Source organism: Alkalimonas collagenimarina (assembly GCF_030717845.1).
Lineage (GTDB): Bacteria > Pseudomonadota > Gammaproteobacteria > Enterobacterales > Alteromonadaceae > Alkalimonas > Alkalimonas collagenimarina.
This window is the reverse complement of record NZ_JAUZVZ010000013.1, coordinates 37,102-55,813: the sequence shown is the minus strand read 5'-3', so window position 1 is coordinate 55,813 and position 18,712 is coordinate 37,102. Positions and strand designations below refer to the sequence as shown.

Below are 18,712 nucleotides of genomic sequence, written 5' to 3'. Positions count from 1 at the left end.
TGTTTAGACAAGAGAAAATGCTAGTACGTTTAGTTATAGATAAGATGGATTGGTCATAATCGACTCCGCACTGTGACCCCCCGCCAGTTAATCGCGCTGAACAGGCTGTTGGGCAAAGGTTTCAAGGCGCTCAATCAGTTCTTCCGGATAAGTCCCTTGGTACAGAGCGCGCATGCGGCCATCGCGGTAGCTTTGCTCCAGCGCGTGCTGCCAACGCTGAATGTAGGCTTCTGAATGATCCAATGAAAACGCCAGGTACAATCGCACATCTTCAATGGCTGCCAGCCTTACCAGTTCGGTGCTTTGTTTGGTCAGCTCCTGCTGCAGTTGATCCTCATAGTATTCGTTCCAGATAAGCAGATCGATGCGTTGTTGCAGCAGCAATTCGATGCATTGCGCTTTTCGGACGGTAAGCGCCATATGGCGCTCCGGGTTAAATCCGAATTGCTGCCAATGATCCATTAAGCGTGAATCCCGGGTCTCGCAGGCAATATACTGGCGGTGCAGTTCAGCCAAGTCGATAGCTGTCAGTATGGTCACAAAGTTGCTGTTATACCAGCAGTTGCCAGCCGATGCCGAGCAGGGCGCAGCTGCCAAGCACGACAAAAAGCCCGCGTTTAAAGACAAACAGCAACAGGCAGGCCAGCAGGGTTAAAGCCAACATGGCCAGGTTTACGCTACTAAGGTCAGGCAGCAGTAGTTCCAGTCCCAGTTGCTTCAGGACAAAGCGCTCTGCAAATAATACGTTTAAACCAAACCACAGCGCCAGGTTGGCAATCACGCCAACCACAGCCGCTGTGATGGCGGCCAGGGCAGCCGATAACGCCTGATTGCTGCGTAATTTTTCCACATAGGGCGCGCCGGCGAAGATCCAGACAAAGCAGGGTAAAAAGGTGACCCAGGTGGTCAGCAGGGCACCGAGGATCCCGCCCCAGATACCGTACTCACGAAATGCCGCCAGAAATCCAACGAACTGGGTCACCAGAATCAGTGGCCCGGGGGTGGTTTCAGCCAGGCCAAGGCCATCGAGCATCTCACCGGGTTGCAGCCAGCCATAGTGTTCAACCCCTTGCTGTGCTACGTAGCCAAGTACGGCGTAAGCACCACCGAACGTGACGACGGCCATTTTGGAAAAAAACAGTGCGATTTGGCTAAACACCTGATCGCCGCCAACAAGAAACAGCAACGCCAGCAAGGTGGCAAACCAGAGTAGGGTGCAGGCCACCGCAGCGGTTTTGGTGCCAGGGCGAACCAGCACATCAGCGGTGACCGGCTTAGCGTCGCTGGGGGTGGTGTTTATTCGGGCCAGCAGATAGCCAATCAGGCCAGCGCCCAGCACCACCAGTGGAAAAGGCAGGTTAAAAGCAAACAAGGCAATAAAACCAGCAATGGCTAAGCCCCAGGCCAACCGGTTTTTCAGTGCTTTCTGGCTGATACGAAACAAGGCTTGCAGCACGATAGCGAGCACCGCGGCTTTTAGGCCAAAGAACAAACCTTCAACCAGTGGCACATCGCCAAGCAGTACATAAAACAATGACAACACTAAAATCAGCAGAGCGCCGGGAATGATAAATAAGATGCCAGCGACTAAGCCGCCTTTCACGCCATGCAATAGCCAGCCGATGTAGGTCGCCAGTTGCTGCGCTTCAGGCCCTGGCAGCAGCATGCAGTAATTAAGTGCATGCAAAAAACGACTTTCATCAACCCAGCCTTTTTCTTCCACCAGTATGCGGTGCATCAGTGCAATTTGCCCTGCCGGGCCACCAAAGCTCAGCAGGCCAATGCGCCACCAGACGGCGAGGGCTTCACGAAAGGAAATATCAGGCATCGATTAGTCTTAACCTATTGCTGGCAAAGACCAACAGTATACCTGAGTCATATGACATGAAAAGAGCACTGTTCTATAACTGGCACAACTCCGGCTTTAGCCGTAAGCCTGCCTGAAAATCTTCAGCCGGAATCGCTTCAGTTTTTACCACGCCTTCATTGGAGGTAACCCGGTGGATGTACTGGCCGTTGCCGGTGGCGATACCCACATGGGTGATGACGCCTTCAGCCCAGTTGCCATAGGTGTTTTGTAAAAACACCAGATCGCCGGCTTGTAGCTGATCTATTTGCTCGATACGTTCGCCAAACTCCTCGCTGGCGAGGGAATCGGCATGGGTGGGATGCAGTTGATCGTCTGGGCCTAGCAAGTGCAGATCCCAGGGTGTCTGCGTTTGCAGTTCGGCAAAGTGGGCACCGCAGGCGGCTTGCAGCACGGTTCGGGTCCAGTTCATGCATTGCTCGGCTAGACCTACCCGGAAATCTTGCTGTTGCCAGAGCATGGCCGTCTGGCTGATTTGCTCGCCGATAGCCGGCAAGTCTTGTTTATTACGAAACAGATGCAACCATAAATCATCGCCCGTGCCATTGTCGTTGATAGCGTATTCAAAGGCGGCTTGCGGGTAACGAATACCGGCACCAGAGACCGCGCTGTCATAGCTGCCCCATTTTTCCAGATTCCACTGGCCGTATGGGTCGTGCACGATGTAATGACCGTCTTCAAAACCAGTCACCACCACGATATGACCCGGCTGGGTAAACCAGCCATGCACGATCACCGGGCGCCCCGCATCAAGTTCTGCTTGCAGTTGGGTGATGGTACCGTTTTGCAGGCTGTGTGCCCGCATCGGGCTGTCAGCTTCCAGAGCCAGGGTATTAAAACCCTGTTGCAGCGCAGGCACAGTTTGCAGTAAGCCAAAGCGTTCAAACAATTGATCGGACACCGTGCTGGTGGCTGTTGCTTCAGTGATACCAAAGTAGCTGCTGACCATAGCCAGTGAGGTAAGACTGCAGCTGGCGTGTGGCCGGTGCTGGTTATCCAGTTGGCTGAAATAGGGCACTGTGCTCGTGGTATCAGATGAAACACTATTCGAGCTTGATGACTCTATCTCAGAATTTGATGAAAAGGTGTCTGCCGTTTTTGACTGGCAGGCGTTCAGCAATAGCAAGCAGCAGAGCAGTGCAGTAATGCGGACTAACAGCATGATGGTATCCTCTTAATAATCAGAGCCAGCTTAGGCAAGGCCGGCTCTCAATAGCAAATGAGCTTCCATCGGTCAGGCCGATAAAAGTAGAGCGTTTCTCTCTATTGGCTAGCTCTTGTTGTCTCAGGCTGTTTTCTGCTGCGCTGGCGTTGGTAAATGCCCTTGCTGCTGCAAGTCATTGATGGTGCGTTCGATCGCCTGTCGAAGCGTCCGTACAATAAAATCCACTTCATCTTTGGTGATGGTTAGTGGCGGCGACATCACGTTCAGATGCACAATCGGCCGGACAATCAGCCCTAAGTCTTCGGCATGATCGGCAATGCGTTTGCCAATATCCAGCTCTTCATCAAATAAAGATTTGCTGACTTTATCACGCACATTTTCCACACAAACCATTAATTGCTGCCCACGGACCTGACCGACGATAGGCAGATCTTGCAGCGTCTTCATTTGCTGCTGAAAGTAGGGGCCAATATCCAGTACCCGTTGCAGCAGTTGCTCGCGTTCGATAATTTCAATATTTTTCAAGGCAGCGGCACAAGCCACCGGGTGGCCGGAGTAGGTAAAACCATGAGCAAAACAGCGACCATGGCCAGGCTCGCTGATCACCTGATGAATGCGGTCGGAATAAATACAGGCGCCCAGTGGCTGATAGCCAGAGGTAATGCCTTTAGCTGTTGTGATGATGTCTGGTTTGATGCCAAACACATCCCAGGACGCAAACCAATGCCCTAAGCGGCCAAAGGACGTAACGACCTCGTCGGATACATACAACACATCGTATTTTTTGCAGATGGCCCAGGTAGCTTGATGGTAACCCGCAGGCGGTACGATCACGCCTCCAGCCCCAAATATGGGCTCGGCATAAAATGCGGCGACTTTGTCCGGGCCAATAGTCAGGATTTTCTGTTCCAGTTCATCCAGTAATTGCTGCAGGTACTCAGCTTCACTCATACCTGCCGCAGCCCGATAAAAATTCGGACAGGAAATATGGTGGATAAAGTCACTGATAAAATCAAACTCAACCGGGTGATCACCGGCTTTACCGCCGATCGACATCGATAAGTAAGTTGAGCCATGATACGAATTATTGCGGGAAATAATGTGTTTTTTATCATGCTTACCGCGGCAGTTCTGATAATACTGGATCAACCGGTACGAGCTATCCACAGCGGTGGAGCCACCGCAGGTAAAAATAGTGTGGTTTAAATCGCCCGGCGCCAGTTCAGCCAGTTTGGCGGCCAATTGCGTGGCAGGAATATTGGTCATATCGACAAAGGGATTAGCAAAAGCCATCTGTCGGCACTGTTCAGCAATAGCATCGGCCATTTCTGTTCGGCCCAAGCCGATGTTGGTACACCACAAGCCGCCTACTGCATCGAGGTAGCGTTTGCCGTTGCTATCGGTGATGTAGCAGCCTTTGGCTTCTGCGATGGGCAAGGCACCTTGCTGCTGATAGACATCAAATACAGTCCAGGGGTGGGTGAAATGTTGTTTATCCAGCTCAACTAAAGCGCTGGTGGTTAGTGTAGTGTTGTTCATCGCTATATCCTGAAATCAAACACGCCCATGTGGGCAATGTGTTCAGTTATAACCATGATGAAGTTGAGCTACCATTCCCTAACCGGTCCGGGATGCTGTCAGTGCACCCTCGTTTGGGGGTTATTGTTTGGTGAAGGCAATACCTCGCTCTGTCAGTTGATCGAGCAGCCACTGCAAGCCTTGACCAACTGGCCCTTCATTCTTCCATATCATATCAACACAGTGTGGAAACGAGACCGCCTGATGGGTCGTAGGCAGTTTGATTAATTCACCGCTATTCAGTTGGTGTTGGATCAGGTTAAGAGGGAGCTCGGCCCAGCCAAAGTCTTGCTGCACCGCCTGAATCAATAAGGTTGAACTGTTGGTAAACCAGATATTGGTAGATAAATCTGCATCAAAGCGACGGAAACCACTGGTTGGATCGGTAATGCGCAAGTGACGGTATTGCGATAAATCATACGGAGTGACGCGTTCCAATTCGGCCAGAGGATGGTTTTTGCTGACGACAGTGCCGTAGTGAACATGCGAGATCCCCCGAAAGGCACATTCCTCCGGGTAATCGTCCTGGCTAATGGCAATGGCTACATCCACCTGATCATTTTGTAATAGCTGGTAGCCCTGCTGATGGCTGGCTTTCAGTAAGAGCAATGAAGTGGTCGGAAAGTGCTCTTTAAAATCATTCGTCACAGCCAGAATCATGTCAACAGGTAGTGCCATATCATCAAAGGCCAGCCGAATTTCGGTTTCTACATCCTGATTGAGGTTATTAATACGATGCATCAGGTTGTTGTAACTTTTTAGTACCGACTTAATGTCATTCAGAAGCGCCAAGCCTTCTTCGGTCAGAGGGGGCGTCCGTTTACTGCGGTCAAACACATCAAAGCCGACATCGATTTCTAAATTGCTGATCAGACCACTAATGGATGATTGCGCCTTGCCAAGTTTACGGGCAGCGGCAGAGAAGCTGCCTGTCTCGACTGTGGTTAAAAATGCTTGTAGTTGTTCGAATGAAAGTTGCATTGTTGCTACCTTAACCTATCGCCTAAACCTATGGATATTAACTGTACACACCATGAAAAAATGTTTAATCCTGAACACCGGACGAGCGTTGAATCACCAATTTAACAGGATTACGGCGCTTGTAAATTAAAAATATAACCGGGCAACAGGAAGGAAATGCAGCATGATACCATTTAAAAAACGCGAGCTTAGCGTGTTGATTTCAGCCATGCTAGTGTCAGGCGCTGTGCTGGCAGCCGAAGCTGAGCAAGACGATGACGCGAAAAGCAAAGCAGAGCAAATTGAACGAATTACCGTCACTGGCTCTGGTCGGCCAAAGATGGCATCGGAAATACCGATGAATATTACCGCGATGACTGAAGCTGAATTACGCGAAAACAATATCGGCGATTTAAAAGCTTTAATTGCCGATAGTGTGGAGATCCATGCACCGGATAATAGCGCACGTTTTGCCGACTCGGTATCGGTGCGTGGCTTAAATGTGGCTGGTGTTAATGCAAATAACCTGCAGCAGTTTATTCGCACCACCATGGCCTATTATCTGGATAGTACGCCATTGCCTAATATTGGGTATCGCATTAAAGATGTGGCTCGGGTTGAACGTTTAATTGGCCCTCAAGGTACCTTGTATGGTGCGGGTAGCTTAGGGGGGACTATTCGGTACATTACTAATGAACCGGTACTGGATGAGTTTCAATTTGATTTCAACACCAATGTTTACCAAACCCGTGGTGGTGGCATCAGCAATGATACCGATGTGGTGTTTAATATTCCATTGACCGAACGCTTTGCTGCACGTTTATCCTTAGCCCGGTTGGATGAGAAAGGCTTTACCGATAGGCAAGTTAACCCTAGTTGGTTGGCTCCGGGGGAAGGCTTTCCCGGTGACCCAAACCCAGATCAAACCTTGTACAAAAATGATGATTGGCAAGATGTGTTAGGTGGTCGCTTAACTTTGTTGTGGCAAGTCAGTGATGATTTGCGTATTAAGTACAGTCGTACTCAGCAAGACCAAACGGCACATGGCACCCGGGGAGCCAGCCGGTTACCAGTGGATCGCGCTTGTGAGGGGATTGACGATTGCACCTTTACCTCTTTTGATACGCCATTTCAGTACGATGATCAGACGGTGGTCTCGCGTTACGAGGAGTTTGCTGATCGTGATCTGAAAATGGATTCCATTGATATCGACTGGGATTTAGGGTTTGCCATTTTAAGTTCCAGCACGGCGAATTATCGTGATAGTAGCGTGGGGCAGGCCGATTATGCCGGCGCGGGTAACAGTTTTTATGGTTGGGTGCCTGGTTTAGCGTTGGCTGATGGCAATGACTCAGCGTACATGACCTTTGACAATAGCTACCGTGGGCTGAGCCATGAAACCCGATTAACCTCCAATATTGAAAGTGACTGGAGTTGGATTGCAGGAATTTATCATACCAATCAACGTCGCAATTATAAGTTTTCCGAATGGTTTGCCCGTCTGGATGAAATTGCCACTCCAGTACCATGGTTAGGCTTTGACCGTGCCACTGCCGGGGGCAATCCAAACGAAGGCTATCGGGAAGACTTGGGCAGCAAATACAAAGAAACCGCTATTTTTGGTGAGGTCGGTTACGATATTACTGAGAAATGGAATGTAACCGTTGGTGCGCGTATTTTTAACTACACCGATATTGGTTCTGGCTTCATACGTGATTATTTGGGCCCAACAGACTCGGATCGTGACTTTAAAGGCAGTGCCAGTGGTGAAAGCTTCTTTAAGTTTAATACCGCCTATTATTTCAGTGACAATATTCTTTCGTACTTTACTTATTCACAGGGCTTCCGACGTGGGGGCAGTAATGCGTTCCGAGAAGATGCAGGTCGTCCGGTTGCCGAAGATGCTCAGGTCTATGAGCCGGATTCTACCGATAACTTCGAACTGGGTGTGAAAGGTTTTGTGGCCGATGGTTGGTTTGTGCAGGCTAATGCCTATCAGATCCAGTGGAACAACGTGCAAACTTACTTCTCGCAAACCATAGATGGCATCTTCCCGGTGAATGGCACTACCAACGGGCCGGATGCCAAAACACGTGGTTTTGAGCTAAGTACACGTTACTATCTGACTGACAACCTGGTACTAAGCTATGCCACAGCAACCACCAAAGGCACCTGGGATGAAACCTTGACCAAGTGTGTTTATGAAGACTCGGTCGATAACAATGAGTGTCGTACCTGGACTAAAGGTGGCTTATTGGGAGGCAATCCGAAATGGCGGCATAATCTGGGGCTACGGTACACAGCGGATCTGGATAATGGTATGTCGTTGTGGGGTGGTATCAATGCCCGTTACGTCGGTAAAGTACAAAATGAACGTCAGGATAACCCAGATGCGGCTATCTTTGAGTATCCATCTTACACCACGGTCAGTGCCAACCTTGGCTTAGGTAAGGATAACTGGGATGTGCGTCTTTGGGCGACCAACCTGACCGATAGCGATGCTATCGTATCGAATCAGAACTCTGGTATTCTGGGCCGAAGAACCATTGCGTTGACGCCAAGGACCATTGGTTTAAGCTTCTCATACAGTTACTTTTAATGAGTAAGTGATAAGCAATAAAGCGACAAAAAAAGTGAGGCTTTGGCCTCACTTTTTTAATAAACAGGAGCTTAAAATGATCTCTCTGACGTTTCGTCGGGCGGTTGCAACCGATTTTGACTTGCCGCAGTACAGTTGCATCTTACTGATTGCGATGATGGGGGCATCGGTCACCATTTTAATGCCGTTGCTGGTAGGCGCATTTACCGATAGTGGTTTATTCAGCACCACTCAGGTGGGGTATCTGGCTTCGGCAGAAATTGCAGGTATCCTGATATCCAGTGCTTCGGCTTATCTTTGGGTACGGCGTATTCCATGGCGCAGCTGGACTCAGCTGAGTTTACTGGCTTTTATTGCCTGCAATCTGGCGACCAGCTGGATTGTGACGTATGAGTTGGTGGTGTTACTTCGTTTTGTGGCAGGCTTGGCCTGCGGCGTCTCCTATGCCATTGCTTTGGCTGCTCTTGGTGACCAAAGCCGGGTCGATAAAGCCTTCGGCGTGATGGTAACCATTCAGGTCATTTTTGGTACTGCCGGATTCGCTCTGCTGCCTTACGTCATTATTCGCTTTGGCTACGCGGGTATTTATCAATGTTTTAATTTGTTTTTAGTGCTGGCCTTTGTACTGAGCTTTATCAGCTTTCCGACCAATCAGAAGCCGCAAAAAACATTCCGGATTGACTTACATGGGCGCTGGTTGGCTGCGGGCTTGGTATTTGCCGGCACCATTGCCTATTACTTTGCGCAAGGAACCGTCTGGGCGTATCTGGAACGAATTGGTGTGAATGCCGGTTTGTCGGTAGCGGAAGTAGGCGCCATTCTTGGCGTTGGTTTTGCCATCAGCGCGATTGGCTCCATGCTATCAAGCTGGTTTGTTTCGCACATTGGCCGCAATCGCTCGTTAATGATTACTGCTGCTGTGCAACTGCCCTGTCTGGCTGCTTTGTACTGGCTCAGTAACAGCCACGCTTGGCTGGTGTATGCCATCGCTACCATTGTGTATCAAATTTTCTGGAGCTTTATCGTGCCGATCATGATGGCAATTTTTAATGATGTGGATAAAAGCGGGCGCTTGATTGTTTTTTGCGTTACGGCCTTTAAAATTGGTTTGGTACTCGGTCCACCGGCGGCTGCTTTTACTATTGGTATTGCCAGCTTGAATGAAGTGTTATGGCTTGGTGCAGTGGCGATTGTAATCAGTGTGGTGTGTTTGATGGCATCAAACCGTTTGTTACAGCGCGAAAGTAGCTCGAGCAAGTAGACGGTCATACACTATAGAAAAGCTGGGGGCACTTCATCAGGACCCCCGGCTTTTTTATGTCAAAACGAGTTACTGAAAGGTATGCAACCAAAGATCATCGCCGGTTCCATTGTCGTTAATGGCATGCTCAAAGGCGGCTTTTGGATACTTTACTCCTTTGCCTGATTGGCTGGTGTTGTAACTACCCCATTTCTGTAAGTTCCAAACACCAAAGGGATCGTTGACGGTGTAGTGAGTACCTTCGTAACCCGTGACCACGAGGATATGGCCAGGTGAGGTAAACCAGCCGTGCACTATGGTCGGGATGCCAGCACTGGCTAACTGACGCAACTCAGCCAGGGTACCATTGGTTTTGCCAATATCGCGGATGGCGCTGCCTTGTTCCTGCGCAATGGTATTAAACCCCCAGGCTAAATCAGGTACGGTTTGCAGTAAACCAAACCGATTGTACAGGTAGTCTGGTGTGCGTTGGCCCAATGCGGCTGGATCGGTCAAGCCAAAGTAGTCGGTCAGCATGGCTAGTGATGTCACACTGCAGGCACTATACGGCTGAAACTGATTCAACTTCTGATCCCAGTAAGGAACCTGTGCCGGTGTTGGGTCGGCTGGCGGTGGTGCTACCTCATCAATGTAACTGGTCAGGTTATTATTGCCACTTGAACAGTCGACCTGAGAATCAAAGTTGTCACGTTGCCAATTCAGCTGATCCCAATCCTGCCAGACACTCTGTGGAATGGAGCCGCCGGGAACTCGCCATATGGATGCATTTGGCCCTGCAACATCTAAAAAGGTATTTAATTGCGCGGGGGTGATGTTGCCATATTCAGTCGAGACAATATGCCAGATGGGTTTGTTTGCTCCCATGGCACGATACTCACAATTGCCTTCTTCAATCCAATATTTCGCATTGGCCATGTAGCTGCTACCCCAGACTTCAAGGTAGGTTTGTGGCATATGAGCATCAACATATTGGTCAATAATATCGACCCGCATGCCTTGATCCAGTGGGTTGCCCCAGGTGGTTGCCGCCAGAGGAAAGTTAGCCTCGGCATGGCCATCTGCAATGGCTTGATTTCGGGCAGTCTGAAAAGCCTGAAACATCAAATGCAATTCGGTGGTGGTGTTATTGAACTCAACTTCCACATCGGAAATAAAGCCGACATAACCATATTGAGCAGCTTGGTACAATGCATTGGCTTGGGCAGCATAATTGCCGGGGTAGTTGTAGGCCCACGCCCAAGGCTCGATGCCTTTGTCTTTGTATATTTGCGTGGTCTGACTGGAGCAAGCATCGGGAAATAAAGAACAGGACGCAGTATTGTCAGCGATTTTAATAAAGACGCGCTTTATGCCAAGCGCTGATAATTCATTGGCCAATTGCTGATGACTTTTATTTAATCCTGCTTCATCAATGTACCAAAGCCAAGCACCAAACTTATTCGTTAAAGGTGTTGGGTCGCTGGGTTCGATGTTCCCTTTCACCCAGTTGTAGAAGCTGGCTGACCAGCGCGTGGTGTAACAGGCGGTTCCGCCATTTAAATTTTCACAGCTGGCCACTTCGGCGACAGTGAAATCACCATAAACATTGTTTGGCGCGTCGCTGAGGCTTTCAAAACAGTGACCACCATAGCTTGGTGATCGCACTGAACCCAGTGGGCAATCGTTGCTGCCCCGAATGGCCATGGCAAAGGGTTTTGCCCAGCGCAATATATTAATAGTGTTGCCATCAACCTGATAAGGCTCTGGAGTCGTGCAAGCATTGCCACCACCAAAGGCGACGCAGTTATCTACCATCGCTTTTGTAAAGGGGCCATAGAGGTTGTCATCATCGGCGCAAAAGCTTAGCTGATGGTCGAATTCTGTGTTATCAGGGCATGCGGCAAAAGCTGCAGACGAGAACCCTAGCACACAGAGTAGTAATAGTGTGTTCAAACGCATTGGTTATCTCCGGTATGATTTATTCTTGTCCTGGAGTGCACTGCGAAAGGGTCCGTCGCTTTCAGCGATTGACAAAATACTGAGTTGTCAGCCACGACTATAAAGCGGCCGTCTAAATGGGCGAAAATAGTAACCATAGCTTGAAGCTATAGTATATTTTTTGTTTCTAAAATGGGGCTTATCAAAAAGCAGCTCATCCATGAGCTCGAATAAGTGACCAGGAATAGTCAAGCATAAGGTGCAACTCGTGACACCTTATGAGTGATGGATCGGGAGAGATGCCATCATCAGAGGGGCTGCCTCTGATGATGGCTAATTTAACCTGGTCACGAACCTTTGTATAAATAGTCAGCAACGGTTTAACCGATGGAACCATTATTGAGACTTAATCGCGTGGCTCAAATTCAAACGGTTGGCGTTTGCGTTCCCGCAGGCCGATCTCATTCATACTTTCAGCATCAAATAAACGGCCATTGACCATGGTGTACTGCACCCGATCACTGACGCGTATATCGTCCAGAGGATTGCCATCAATGACAATTAAATCGGCCAGCTTACCCGCTTCAATGCTGCCGAGCTGATGGTCCATACCAAAGGTAATGGCAGGGTTGATGGTGGCCGTTTTCAATGCTTCAAGCGGCGACATACCACCTTGAGCAAACATCCAGATCTCCCAGTGTGCGCCTAAGCCTTCGCGCTGGCCGTGCGCGCCGATATTGGCGATGATACCGCGGTCCGACATTTTTTTAGCGGTTTCGACAACAGCGAAATGATTGTAGTGATGTTCGGGTGCTTTTTCTCGTCGCATGCTGCGGGGAGCCAGGCGATCCATAGGTACATAGCGACTTAAGCGTGGATGTTTCCATACTTCAGTTTTATCGTACCAGTAGTTTTCACCCCAAATGCCGCCATAAGCTACATTTAGTGTTGGCGTGTAGGCGGTACCGCTGGCTTCCCACAGTTGCAACACATCTTCATAGACGTAAGCCGCAGGCAGAGCATGCTCGAGTGTGGTGTGGCCATCGACGACCATAGTCAGGTTGTGTTGCAATAAGGAGCCACCTTCCGGCACCACCATCATGCCTAACTCACGAGCGGCCTGAATCACTTGCTGGCGCTGATCACGGCGTGGTTGGTTGTAGCTCTTCACGCTAAAAGCACCAACTTTTTGCAAGCGCTCCAGATGGAATTTCGCATCATCCAGACTGTCAATATGCGAGGTGAAACCAGGCACTTCAGCGCCATAGATGATGGTACCCGTCGAGAAAATACGCGGTCCAACGATCTGGCCAGTACGCTGCATTTCACTCGAAGTAAAGATTTCACGCGTATTGTTGGATGGATCGTGGATGCTGGTGACGCCTAAGGTCAAGCCAGCGTACAGGCTCCAGTTCTGTTGTGGGATCAGTTGATTGACACCATGCGGTCCATGGGCATGAGCATCAAACAAGCCAGGCATAATGGTTTTACCGCTGATATCAAACACGGTAGCTCCACGGGGGATTGAGACGTCATCCCGGCTACCGACGGCACGGATTTTGTTGTTTTCGACCAGCACCACCGCATCTTGCAATACCACATCGTCTTGCATGGTGATCACTTGACCACCGACAAAGGCTACGACGCCTTGTGGAATATCAGCTGGGACACTAAAGCCAATCGACTGACCATTTTCAGCGGCAAAGTCGGTTGGATCTTTTTTATCAAATAACCCGGCAACAGATGCATGGTAGAGCTCTGGGCCTAAAGTCCAATACAGATGCTGACTATCCGCCGTCCAGCTGATGTGCTCACCCGCTCGTACCGACAACTGTCGTACCGGGAATTGCTTGTCGCTGCCACTGATATTGATCACCGAACCACGCTCGACGAATGGTGTCACAAACACCTTAAAGCGATCGGTAAAGGCGAGGGAACGGCCATCGGGCGATACCTTAAATTCTGTACCATGAGCTGCGGTGTACAATACCTGTTCTTGTCGGGTGGACAAATCAATGGAAAGCAACGCTGGGCCACCCCGGTTGGCCATGGCATAGACCCGATCGTTGTGCTTGCCAAACATTGGGCTGCTGCCCTGGCGGCTCAGCAGTTCAGGCTCGCCTCCAGCGCTGCTGACTTGATAGAGGCCGGTATTCAGTGACCACTGACGAGGCATCAGGCTGCCAGCGCCAGTTTTACGATACACCACCGTTTTGCCATCAGGGCTGAAGGTTGGCTCAACGTATTTACCCGGCTCGCTGACCAGCTCAGTGACCCGGTTGTTGCGAAGGTTTAGCAGCTTCACCCGGCCTTGTTCCTGATCATTCCAGCTGGTGTACACCAGTTGGCGGCCATCGCGGCTGAAGGATGGGTAAAATTCAAACTCATTGGTAGCCCTGGTTAAGCGTCGGGGCTTGTTGTCGTTTAAGTCGGTAATGTACAAATGCCCCAGCGCAGAGAATACGGCGCGCTTGCCATCGGGTGAGACCTGCACAAAACGCAGCATTTTGACATCGACATCGTCTTTATCCAGATCTTGCTGCAAACGAACAGCCGTTTGAATTTGCTTTTCTGCCTGCACTTCAAAGGGGATGCTCTGAGCTGATTTGTTGGCAATGCTCACTTTACGCAGTTCACCACCGGCCCAAAAGACGATGTGCTGATTATCCGGGGTCCAGCTTAGGGTGGGGTAGACACCATGAATGGCCCAGGTTTCTTGCATATCGCGCTCAAGCCCATCGTAAATTTCAATGTGCTCGCCAGTCTTCACATCGTACAAAAACAGCGTGCTTTGAAAATCACGTCGTGAAATATACGCCAGATAACGCCCATCGCGCGAAGGCGTCGGGCGAATGGCACCACCACGACCACTGATGATGGTATCTATCTCACCTGTTTCTAGCTCAAATCGCTTGATGCTGTAGATGCCTGATTCGGAGTCTTTGCTGTAGTGAAAGGTTTGGCCGGGCGTATCATCTTGTGAAAAATAGACGTATTTGCCATCAGGGGAAAATGCCGGTTCACCTAAATCTTTTTGCTCATTCGGCCGGGCCGTCAGCATCACGCCGCTACCACCGGTTTTGTGGTACAGCCAAATTTCACCAGCGCCTAATGAACGCGTGCCGGTAAAGTGTTTCCGGCCAACCAAAAAGTTACCGTCCGGGCTCCAGTCTGGGCTGTTCAACAAACGAAAGCTTTCATTGGTGACTTGCTGTTTATTGCTGCCATCCAGATCCATGATCCAGAGGTTATCACCGCCACCTTCATCGCTGGTAAAGGCAATACTGTTGCCATCGGGGCTAAATCGTGGCTGCATTTGCCAGCCGATATCATTGGTTAAGGCCGTGGCACTGCCACCGCTAATGGGCATGATGTAAATATCACCGAGCAAATCAAACACCAGCTGAGTGCCATCCGGGCTGACATCGACATTCATCCAGGTGCCTTGCTGGGTCGTGATCTGCACTGTTTCAAATTCGCCCTGCGGCTGGTTTACTTGCCAGCTTTCGGGTTTGCTGTCGTTGTTGGTTGTCTCATCAGCGATCAGTGCTGTACTAAGGGCGGCACTGACTGCCAAAGCCAGTAAAGTTGGAATAGCTTTCATACGAGGTTCCTGAGTTGGTTGTATTCTATTTATAGTTTTATCAGGCTCACCATGCCATAAAACCAGCAGCAGGGTAAGCAGAGGCAAGCAGAAATGGGATTAATGTGGTGGTTTTGGCGATTATTGCCCGCCAGAAAAGAAAGATGCTTTTCCAGCATGTAATGCAAGAACTGAAAAAAGCATCATTGTTCTTCAAAAATAGAACAGCCTATTTTTTACTCATGCCGCAGGGCATCAATCGGTTGTAGTCGCGACGCTTTTCGGGCAGGGTAATAGCCAAAGAATATACCGATCAGTGCTGAAAACCCGATGCTCAGCAGCACCACTTCTGGTTGAATAATGGCGGTAAAGCCGGCAAATTTCTCCAAGCCTTTGGTGACCAGCAGCGCAATACTAAGGCCAAGAAAACCACCCAAACTGCACATCAGCATGGCTTCGATCAAAAATTGTTTCATGATATCGCCGGGTTCTGCACCCACCGCCATCCGCAAGCCAATTTCACGGGTACGCTCGGTTACTGACACCAGCATGATATTCATGATGCCAATGCCGCCTACCAGCAACGAAACCGAGGCAACTGCCGCCAGCAAGCCATTAAATATTTGCATGGTGCGAGCCCGGGTTTCGACCATCTCGGATAAGTTGCGGATGCGAAAAGGATCATCGCTGCCGGTGGTACGCAATCGTTGACGCAGCAGTGATTCCAGCTCTTGTTCCACCAGTGCCATATCACGCTCGTCTGCCACCTGCACGATAATGGAGCGAACCGCTCTGGGGCTGGCCAGGGTGCGGCCTGAAATACGTTTACGCACCGTATCCAGTGGCATAAAAATTAAATCGTCCTGATCATTGCCTTGGGTATTCTGACCTTTGGCATCCAGCACGCCAATCACAGTGACCGGCACCCGATCGACCCGAATGGATTGACCAATCGGATCGGAGGCTCCAAATAACTCACGTTGCACCGTGGCACCAATAATGGCGACCCGGCCGGAGCTACTTAGCTCGGCAGCCGAGAATTCACGACCTTGGTTCAATTGCCAGTTTTGGGCACTAAAAATACGGTTATCGACGCCCTGAATACTTGGCGCCCAGTTCAGGTTGCCATAAATCACCTGCGCATTGGCCCACATGGTTGGGGCCGCCACGGTGACTTGCGGAATCTGCTGCTCAATGGCTTCGGCATCCATCTCAGTTAAGGTCTGCACTGAACCCGCAGCACCACGAGCGCCAGAGGTGGCACGACCCCGGGCAAAGACAATAAACACGTTGCCACCCAGACTTTTAATTTGCTGGTCGACTTCGTATTGCGCACCAGCGCCCAGTGCTAACATGATAATCACCGCCGCCACGCCAATGATAATACCGAGCATGGTTAAAATACTGCGCATCAGGTTCACTTGCAGCGCAACCCAGGCAACTTTAAATAACAACAGCCACTTCATGCCAGCCCCTCTTGTGATTTTTGCTGGCGATAGCGCTGTAAATGTTCGGTCGCCGAAGCAGGTTGCACCCTTTTATCACTTTGCAAGCGGCCATCGCGGAAAATAAGTTGTCGACTGGCGAAAGCGGCAATTTCTGGTTCATGCGTCACCAATACAATGGTTTTACCTTCACTATGCAGTTGTTGAAACAACTGCATAATTTCAAGTCCGGTTTCGGTATCAAGCGCACCGGTTGGTTCATCGGCCAGCAGTACCGCGGGTTGATTGACCAATGCCCGGGCGATGGCGACCCGTTGTTGTTGGCCGCCGGAAAGTTGCGAAGGATGGTGATCCATCCGTTCGGCCAGACCAACGCGTTTTAAGCACTCAATGGCAAACGATTCCGCATCGCTGTGATCGGGGCGATACAGCAACGGTAGCATCACATTGTCCAATGCACTGGTACGTGGCAGCAAATTAAACTGCTGGAAAACAAAGCCAATGTAACGATTACGGATCCTTGCCAATTGTGCTGCTGATAGGTGGGTGACATTTTCGCCTTGAATACGGATCTCGCCAGAGCTTGGCGAGTCAAGACAACCCAACATATTCATAAAGGTTGATTTACCTGAGCCGGATGGCCCCATCACGGCAATAAATTCTCCAGCCTGAATATGCACATCGACCCCGGCTAACGCCTGAACCTGCTGCGAACCCATTTGATAACTTTTGGTAATGGCAATGCTTTCGATGACGGCCTGAATCATGAGCCAGCCCTTACTGCTCGTACAATGACAGCATCACCTGTTTGCAGCTCACCAGACAATACCTCGGCATACTCGTCGTTGGCCAAACCGACCTGAATACGACGCAGCTCTGGTTGCTGCTGTGCATTCAGTACCCAAACTTCAGCAGAGCGACCCTGCTGTTCGCGGCCCTGGCGTTGTTCTCGTTGAGCTGACATCAGCTGCTGGTAGCGATTGAACTCCTCTTCCGATAACACCATACGAAGTTCATTGTTGAGCGCTTGGCGCAGTTGTTGAAACTGCTGCCGGGGATTGGCCATAGGGTTATTGCTTTGCTGGCTACGTACGCTCTGCAGGTTCTGATTAAAGTCGCGTAAAAGGGTTTGCACTTTTCGCTGTTTGTCGTTGGGTAAATCGAGTTGTTGCACCAACTCAGTCGTGCGATCAGGTGTTTGTGCTGCACTTTGCTGAGCCCCTGCCGGGCGAAAGCGCAGCGCAGCATTCGGTACACGCAGTACATCTTGCTGCTGGCCAATCACAAAGTTCAGATTGGCGGTCATGCCGGGTAAGAGCAACTGCTGCCGATTGGGTGCTTCAATAATGACTTTGTAGGTGACCACATTGGCAACATTGGTGGCTGCTTTTCGAACTTGCGATACAACACCACGAAATTGGCGATCCGGGTGGGCATCCACTTGAAAGCGCACTTGCTGTCCAGCTGCTATTTTGCCGATATCCGCTTCATCAACATCGGCTTCAATTTGCATTTCGGATAAGTCTTGCGCAATGGTAAACAGGGTGGGGGCTGACAGGCTGGCCGCGACCGTTTGACCAACATCGACTTGGCGATCAATCACAGTGCCATTGACGGGGGAACGGATTTGGGTGCGATCCAGATCGAGCTGGTGCTGCTCTAACTGTGCCTCACGCTGAGTGAGTTGTGCTTTGGCACTTTGCAACTGTGCCTGGCTGACCAAGATCTGCGCTTTAGCAACTTCAAAATTGGCTAAAGCATTGTCTACCTCAGTTTGGTTGGTCAGGTTTTGTTGCATCAGTTGCAATTGGCGCTGATAGGCACGCTCTAGTCGGGATAACTCGGCTTCAGCTTTGGTGACATTGGCCGCTTGCTGGCTAACATTGGCGTCGCTCATCAGGATATCGGCTTCTGCCTGGCGCACGCGGGCTAAAAAGCTACGGTTATCCAGCTGAGCAATCAACTGGCCTTGTTCTACATCGGCGTTAAAATCGGCGTAGATGTCGGTGATAAGCCCAGACACTTCTGAACCTACTTCCACCGTGACTACTGCTCGTGTAGTACCAGCGGTATTGACCAGGCTTTCAATATCACCGTGAGTGACGCCTTGAGTTTGGTAAAGCAACCGCTCAGTGGTTGAGGTTGGCCACCACAAAAAAGCCACTATGGCGACAATAACTGCTGCAATGATGCTATAACGCACAAAACTCTCCAAAAAATCGTACCGTAGATAATAAAATCAACTATATGAAGCTTTTAACAAGCCGCCAATACCATACAGCGTAAAGGTTGTGTAAAGGTCGGCCCATTAACGTGTTTTAGCCCGAAAAATGATCG

12 protein-coding genes are annotated in these 18,712 nt (G+C 50.1%); 2 read left to right on the top strand and 10 right to left on the bottom strand.

Going from position 1 to position 18,712, the window contains the following annotated elements; genetic code table 11:
* Positions 1-87: 87 nt before the first annotated feature.
* The 5 genes from Q3O60_RS10555 to Q3O60_RS10535 all read right to left on the bottom strand — a co-directional run bounded on the left by Q3O60_RS10555 (position 88) and on the right by Q3O60_RS10535 (position 5,591).
* On the bottom strand, positions 88-540 hold the full coding sequence (locus tag Q3O60_RS10555) for a hypothetical protein (protein WP_305893895.1): 453 nt from the start codon (positions 538-540) through the stop codon (positions 88-90).
* A gap of 10 nt (positions 541-550) precedes the next feature.
* Positions 551-1,828: a chromate efflux transporter gene (gene chrA, locus Q3O60_RS10550; protein WP_305893894.1), complete on the bottom strand. Its 1,278-nt coding sequence runs from the start codon at positions 1,826-1,828 to the stop codon at positions 551-553.
* A 73-nt stretch (positions 1,829-1,901) separates the two neighbouring features.
* On the bottom strand, positions 1,902-3,029 hold the full coding sequence (locus Q3O60_RS10545) for a C39 family peptidase (protein ID WP_305893893.1): 1,128 nt from the start codon (positions 3,027-3,029) through the stop codon (positions 1,902-1,904).
* A gap of 123 nt (positions 3,030-3,152) precedes the next feature.
* Positions 3,153-4,571 carry an aminotransferase gene (locus Q3O60_RS10540; RefSeq protein WP_305893892.1) on the bottom strand — a complete coding sequence of 473 codons (1,419 nt, stop codon included), beginning with the start codon at positions 4,569-4,571 and terminating at the stop codon, positions 3,153-3,155.
* Between the two features lie 120 nt (positions 4,572-4,691).
* Positions 4,692-5,591, bottom strand: a complete 900-nt coding sequence (locus Q3O60_RS10535; RefSeq protein WP_305893891.1) for a LysR family transcriptional regulator — start codon at positions 5,589-5,591, stop codon at positions 4,692-4,694.
* Positions 5,592-5,754: 163 nt separating this feature from the next.
* On the opposite strand from Q3O60_RS10535, the gene Q3O60_RS10530 reads away from it, so the two are divergent.
* Positions 5,755-8,169, top strand: coding sequence for a TonB-dependent receptor (locus tag Q3O60_RS10530; RefSeq protein WP_305893890.1), 2,415 nt, complete (start codon positions 5,755-5,757; stop codon positions 8,167-8,169).
* A 76-nt stretch (positions 8,170-8,245) separates the two neighbouring features.
* Entirely contained in the window at positions 8,246-9,430 is a 1,185-nt protein-coding gene (locus tag Q3O60_RS10525) for an MFS transporter (protein WP_305893889.1), read from the top strand.
* A gap of 69 nt (positions 9,431-9,499) precedes the next feature.
* On the opposite strand, the gene Q3O60_RS10520 is transcribed toward Q3O60_RS10525, so the two are convergent.
* The 5 genes from Q3O60_RS10520 to Q3O60_RS10500 form a co-directional block, all read right to left on the bottom strand.
* Entirely contained in the window at positions 9,500-11,368 is a 1,869-nt protein-coding gene (locus Q3O60_RS10520; protein WP_305893888.1) for a C39 family peptidase, read from the bottom strand.
* Between the two features lie 385 nt (positions 11,369-11,753).
* The gene (locus Q3O60_RS10515) at positions 11,754-14,951 is read right to left on the bottom strand and encodes an amidohydrolase family protein (RefSeq protein WP_305893887.1); all 3,198 of its coding nucleotides are present in this window, start codon (positions 14,949-14,951) and stop codon (positions 11,754-11,756) included.
* Positions 14,952-15,166: 215 nt separating this feature from the next.
* Positions 15,167-16,396 (bottom strand): ABC transporter permease, encoded by a 1,230-nt coding sequence (locus Q3O60_RS10510; protein ID WP_305893886.1) that lies wholly within the window; start codon positions 16,394-16,396, stop codon positions 15,167-15,169.
* Complete coding sequence (locus tag Q3O60_RS10505; RefSeq protein WP_305893885.1) at positions 16,393-17,142, bottom strand: ABC transporter ATP-binding protein; 750 nt, start codon at positions 17,140-17,142, stop codon at positions 16,393-16,395. The genes Q3O60_RS10510 and Q3O60_RS10505 overlap by 4 nt, the downstream gene beginning before the upstream one ends.
* Entirely contained in the window at positions 17,139-18,578 is a 1,440-nt protein-coding gene (locus Q3O60_RS10500) for an efflux RND transporter periplasmic adaptor subunit (protein WP_305893884.1), read from the bottom strand. The genes Q3O60_RS10505 and Q3O60_RS10500 overlap by 4 nt, the downstream gene beginning before the upstream one ends.
* Positions 18,579-18,712 lie beyond the last annotated feature (134 nt).

Excerpts from the sequence above, each read along its gene's own strand:
- Q3O60_RS10545 (WP_305893893.1), bottom strand. The coding sequence starts at position 3,029 with ATGCTGTTAGTCCGCATTACTGCACTGCTCTGCTGCTTGCTATTGCTG.
- Q3O60_RS10505 (WP_305893885.1), bottom strand. The coding sequence starts at position 17,142 with ATGATTCAGGCCGTCATCGAAAGCATTGCCATTACCAAAAGTTATCAA.
- Q3O60_RS10530 (WP_305893890.1), top strand. The coding sequence starts at position 5,755 with ATGATACCATTTAAAAAACGCGAGCTTAGCGTGTTGATTTCAGCCATG.
- Q3O60_RS10535 (WP_305893891.1), bottom strand. The coding sequence starts at position 5,591 with ATGCAACTTTCATTCGAACAACTACAAGCATTTTTAACCACAGTCGAG.
- Q3O60_RS10510 (WP_305893886.1), bottom strand. The coding sequence starts at position 16,396 with ATGAAGTGGCTGTTGTTATTTAAAGTTGCCTGGGTTGCGCTGCAAGTG.
- Q3O60_RS10540 (WP_305893892.1), bottom strand. The coding sequence starts at position 4,571 with ATGAACAACACTACACTAACCACCAGCGCTTTAGTTGAGCTGGATAAA.
- chrA (WP_305893894.1), bottom strand. The coding sequence starts at position 1,828 with ATGCCTGATATTTCCTTTCGTGAAGCCCTCGCCGTCTGGTGGCGCATT.
- Q3O60_RS10520 (WP_305893888.1), bottom strand. The coding sequence starts at position 11,368 with ATGCGTTTGAACACACTATTACTACTCTGTGTGCTAGGGTTCTCGTCT.
- Q3O60_RS10525 (WP_305893889.1), top strand. The coding sequence starts at position 8,246 with ATGATCTCTCTGACGTTTCGTCGGGCGGTTGCAACCGATTTTGACTTG.
- Q3O60_RS10515 (WP_305893887.1), bottom strand. The coding sequence starts at position 14,951 with ATGAAAGCTATTCCAACTTTACTGGCTTTGGCAGTCAGTGCCGCCCTT.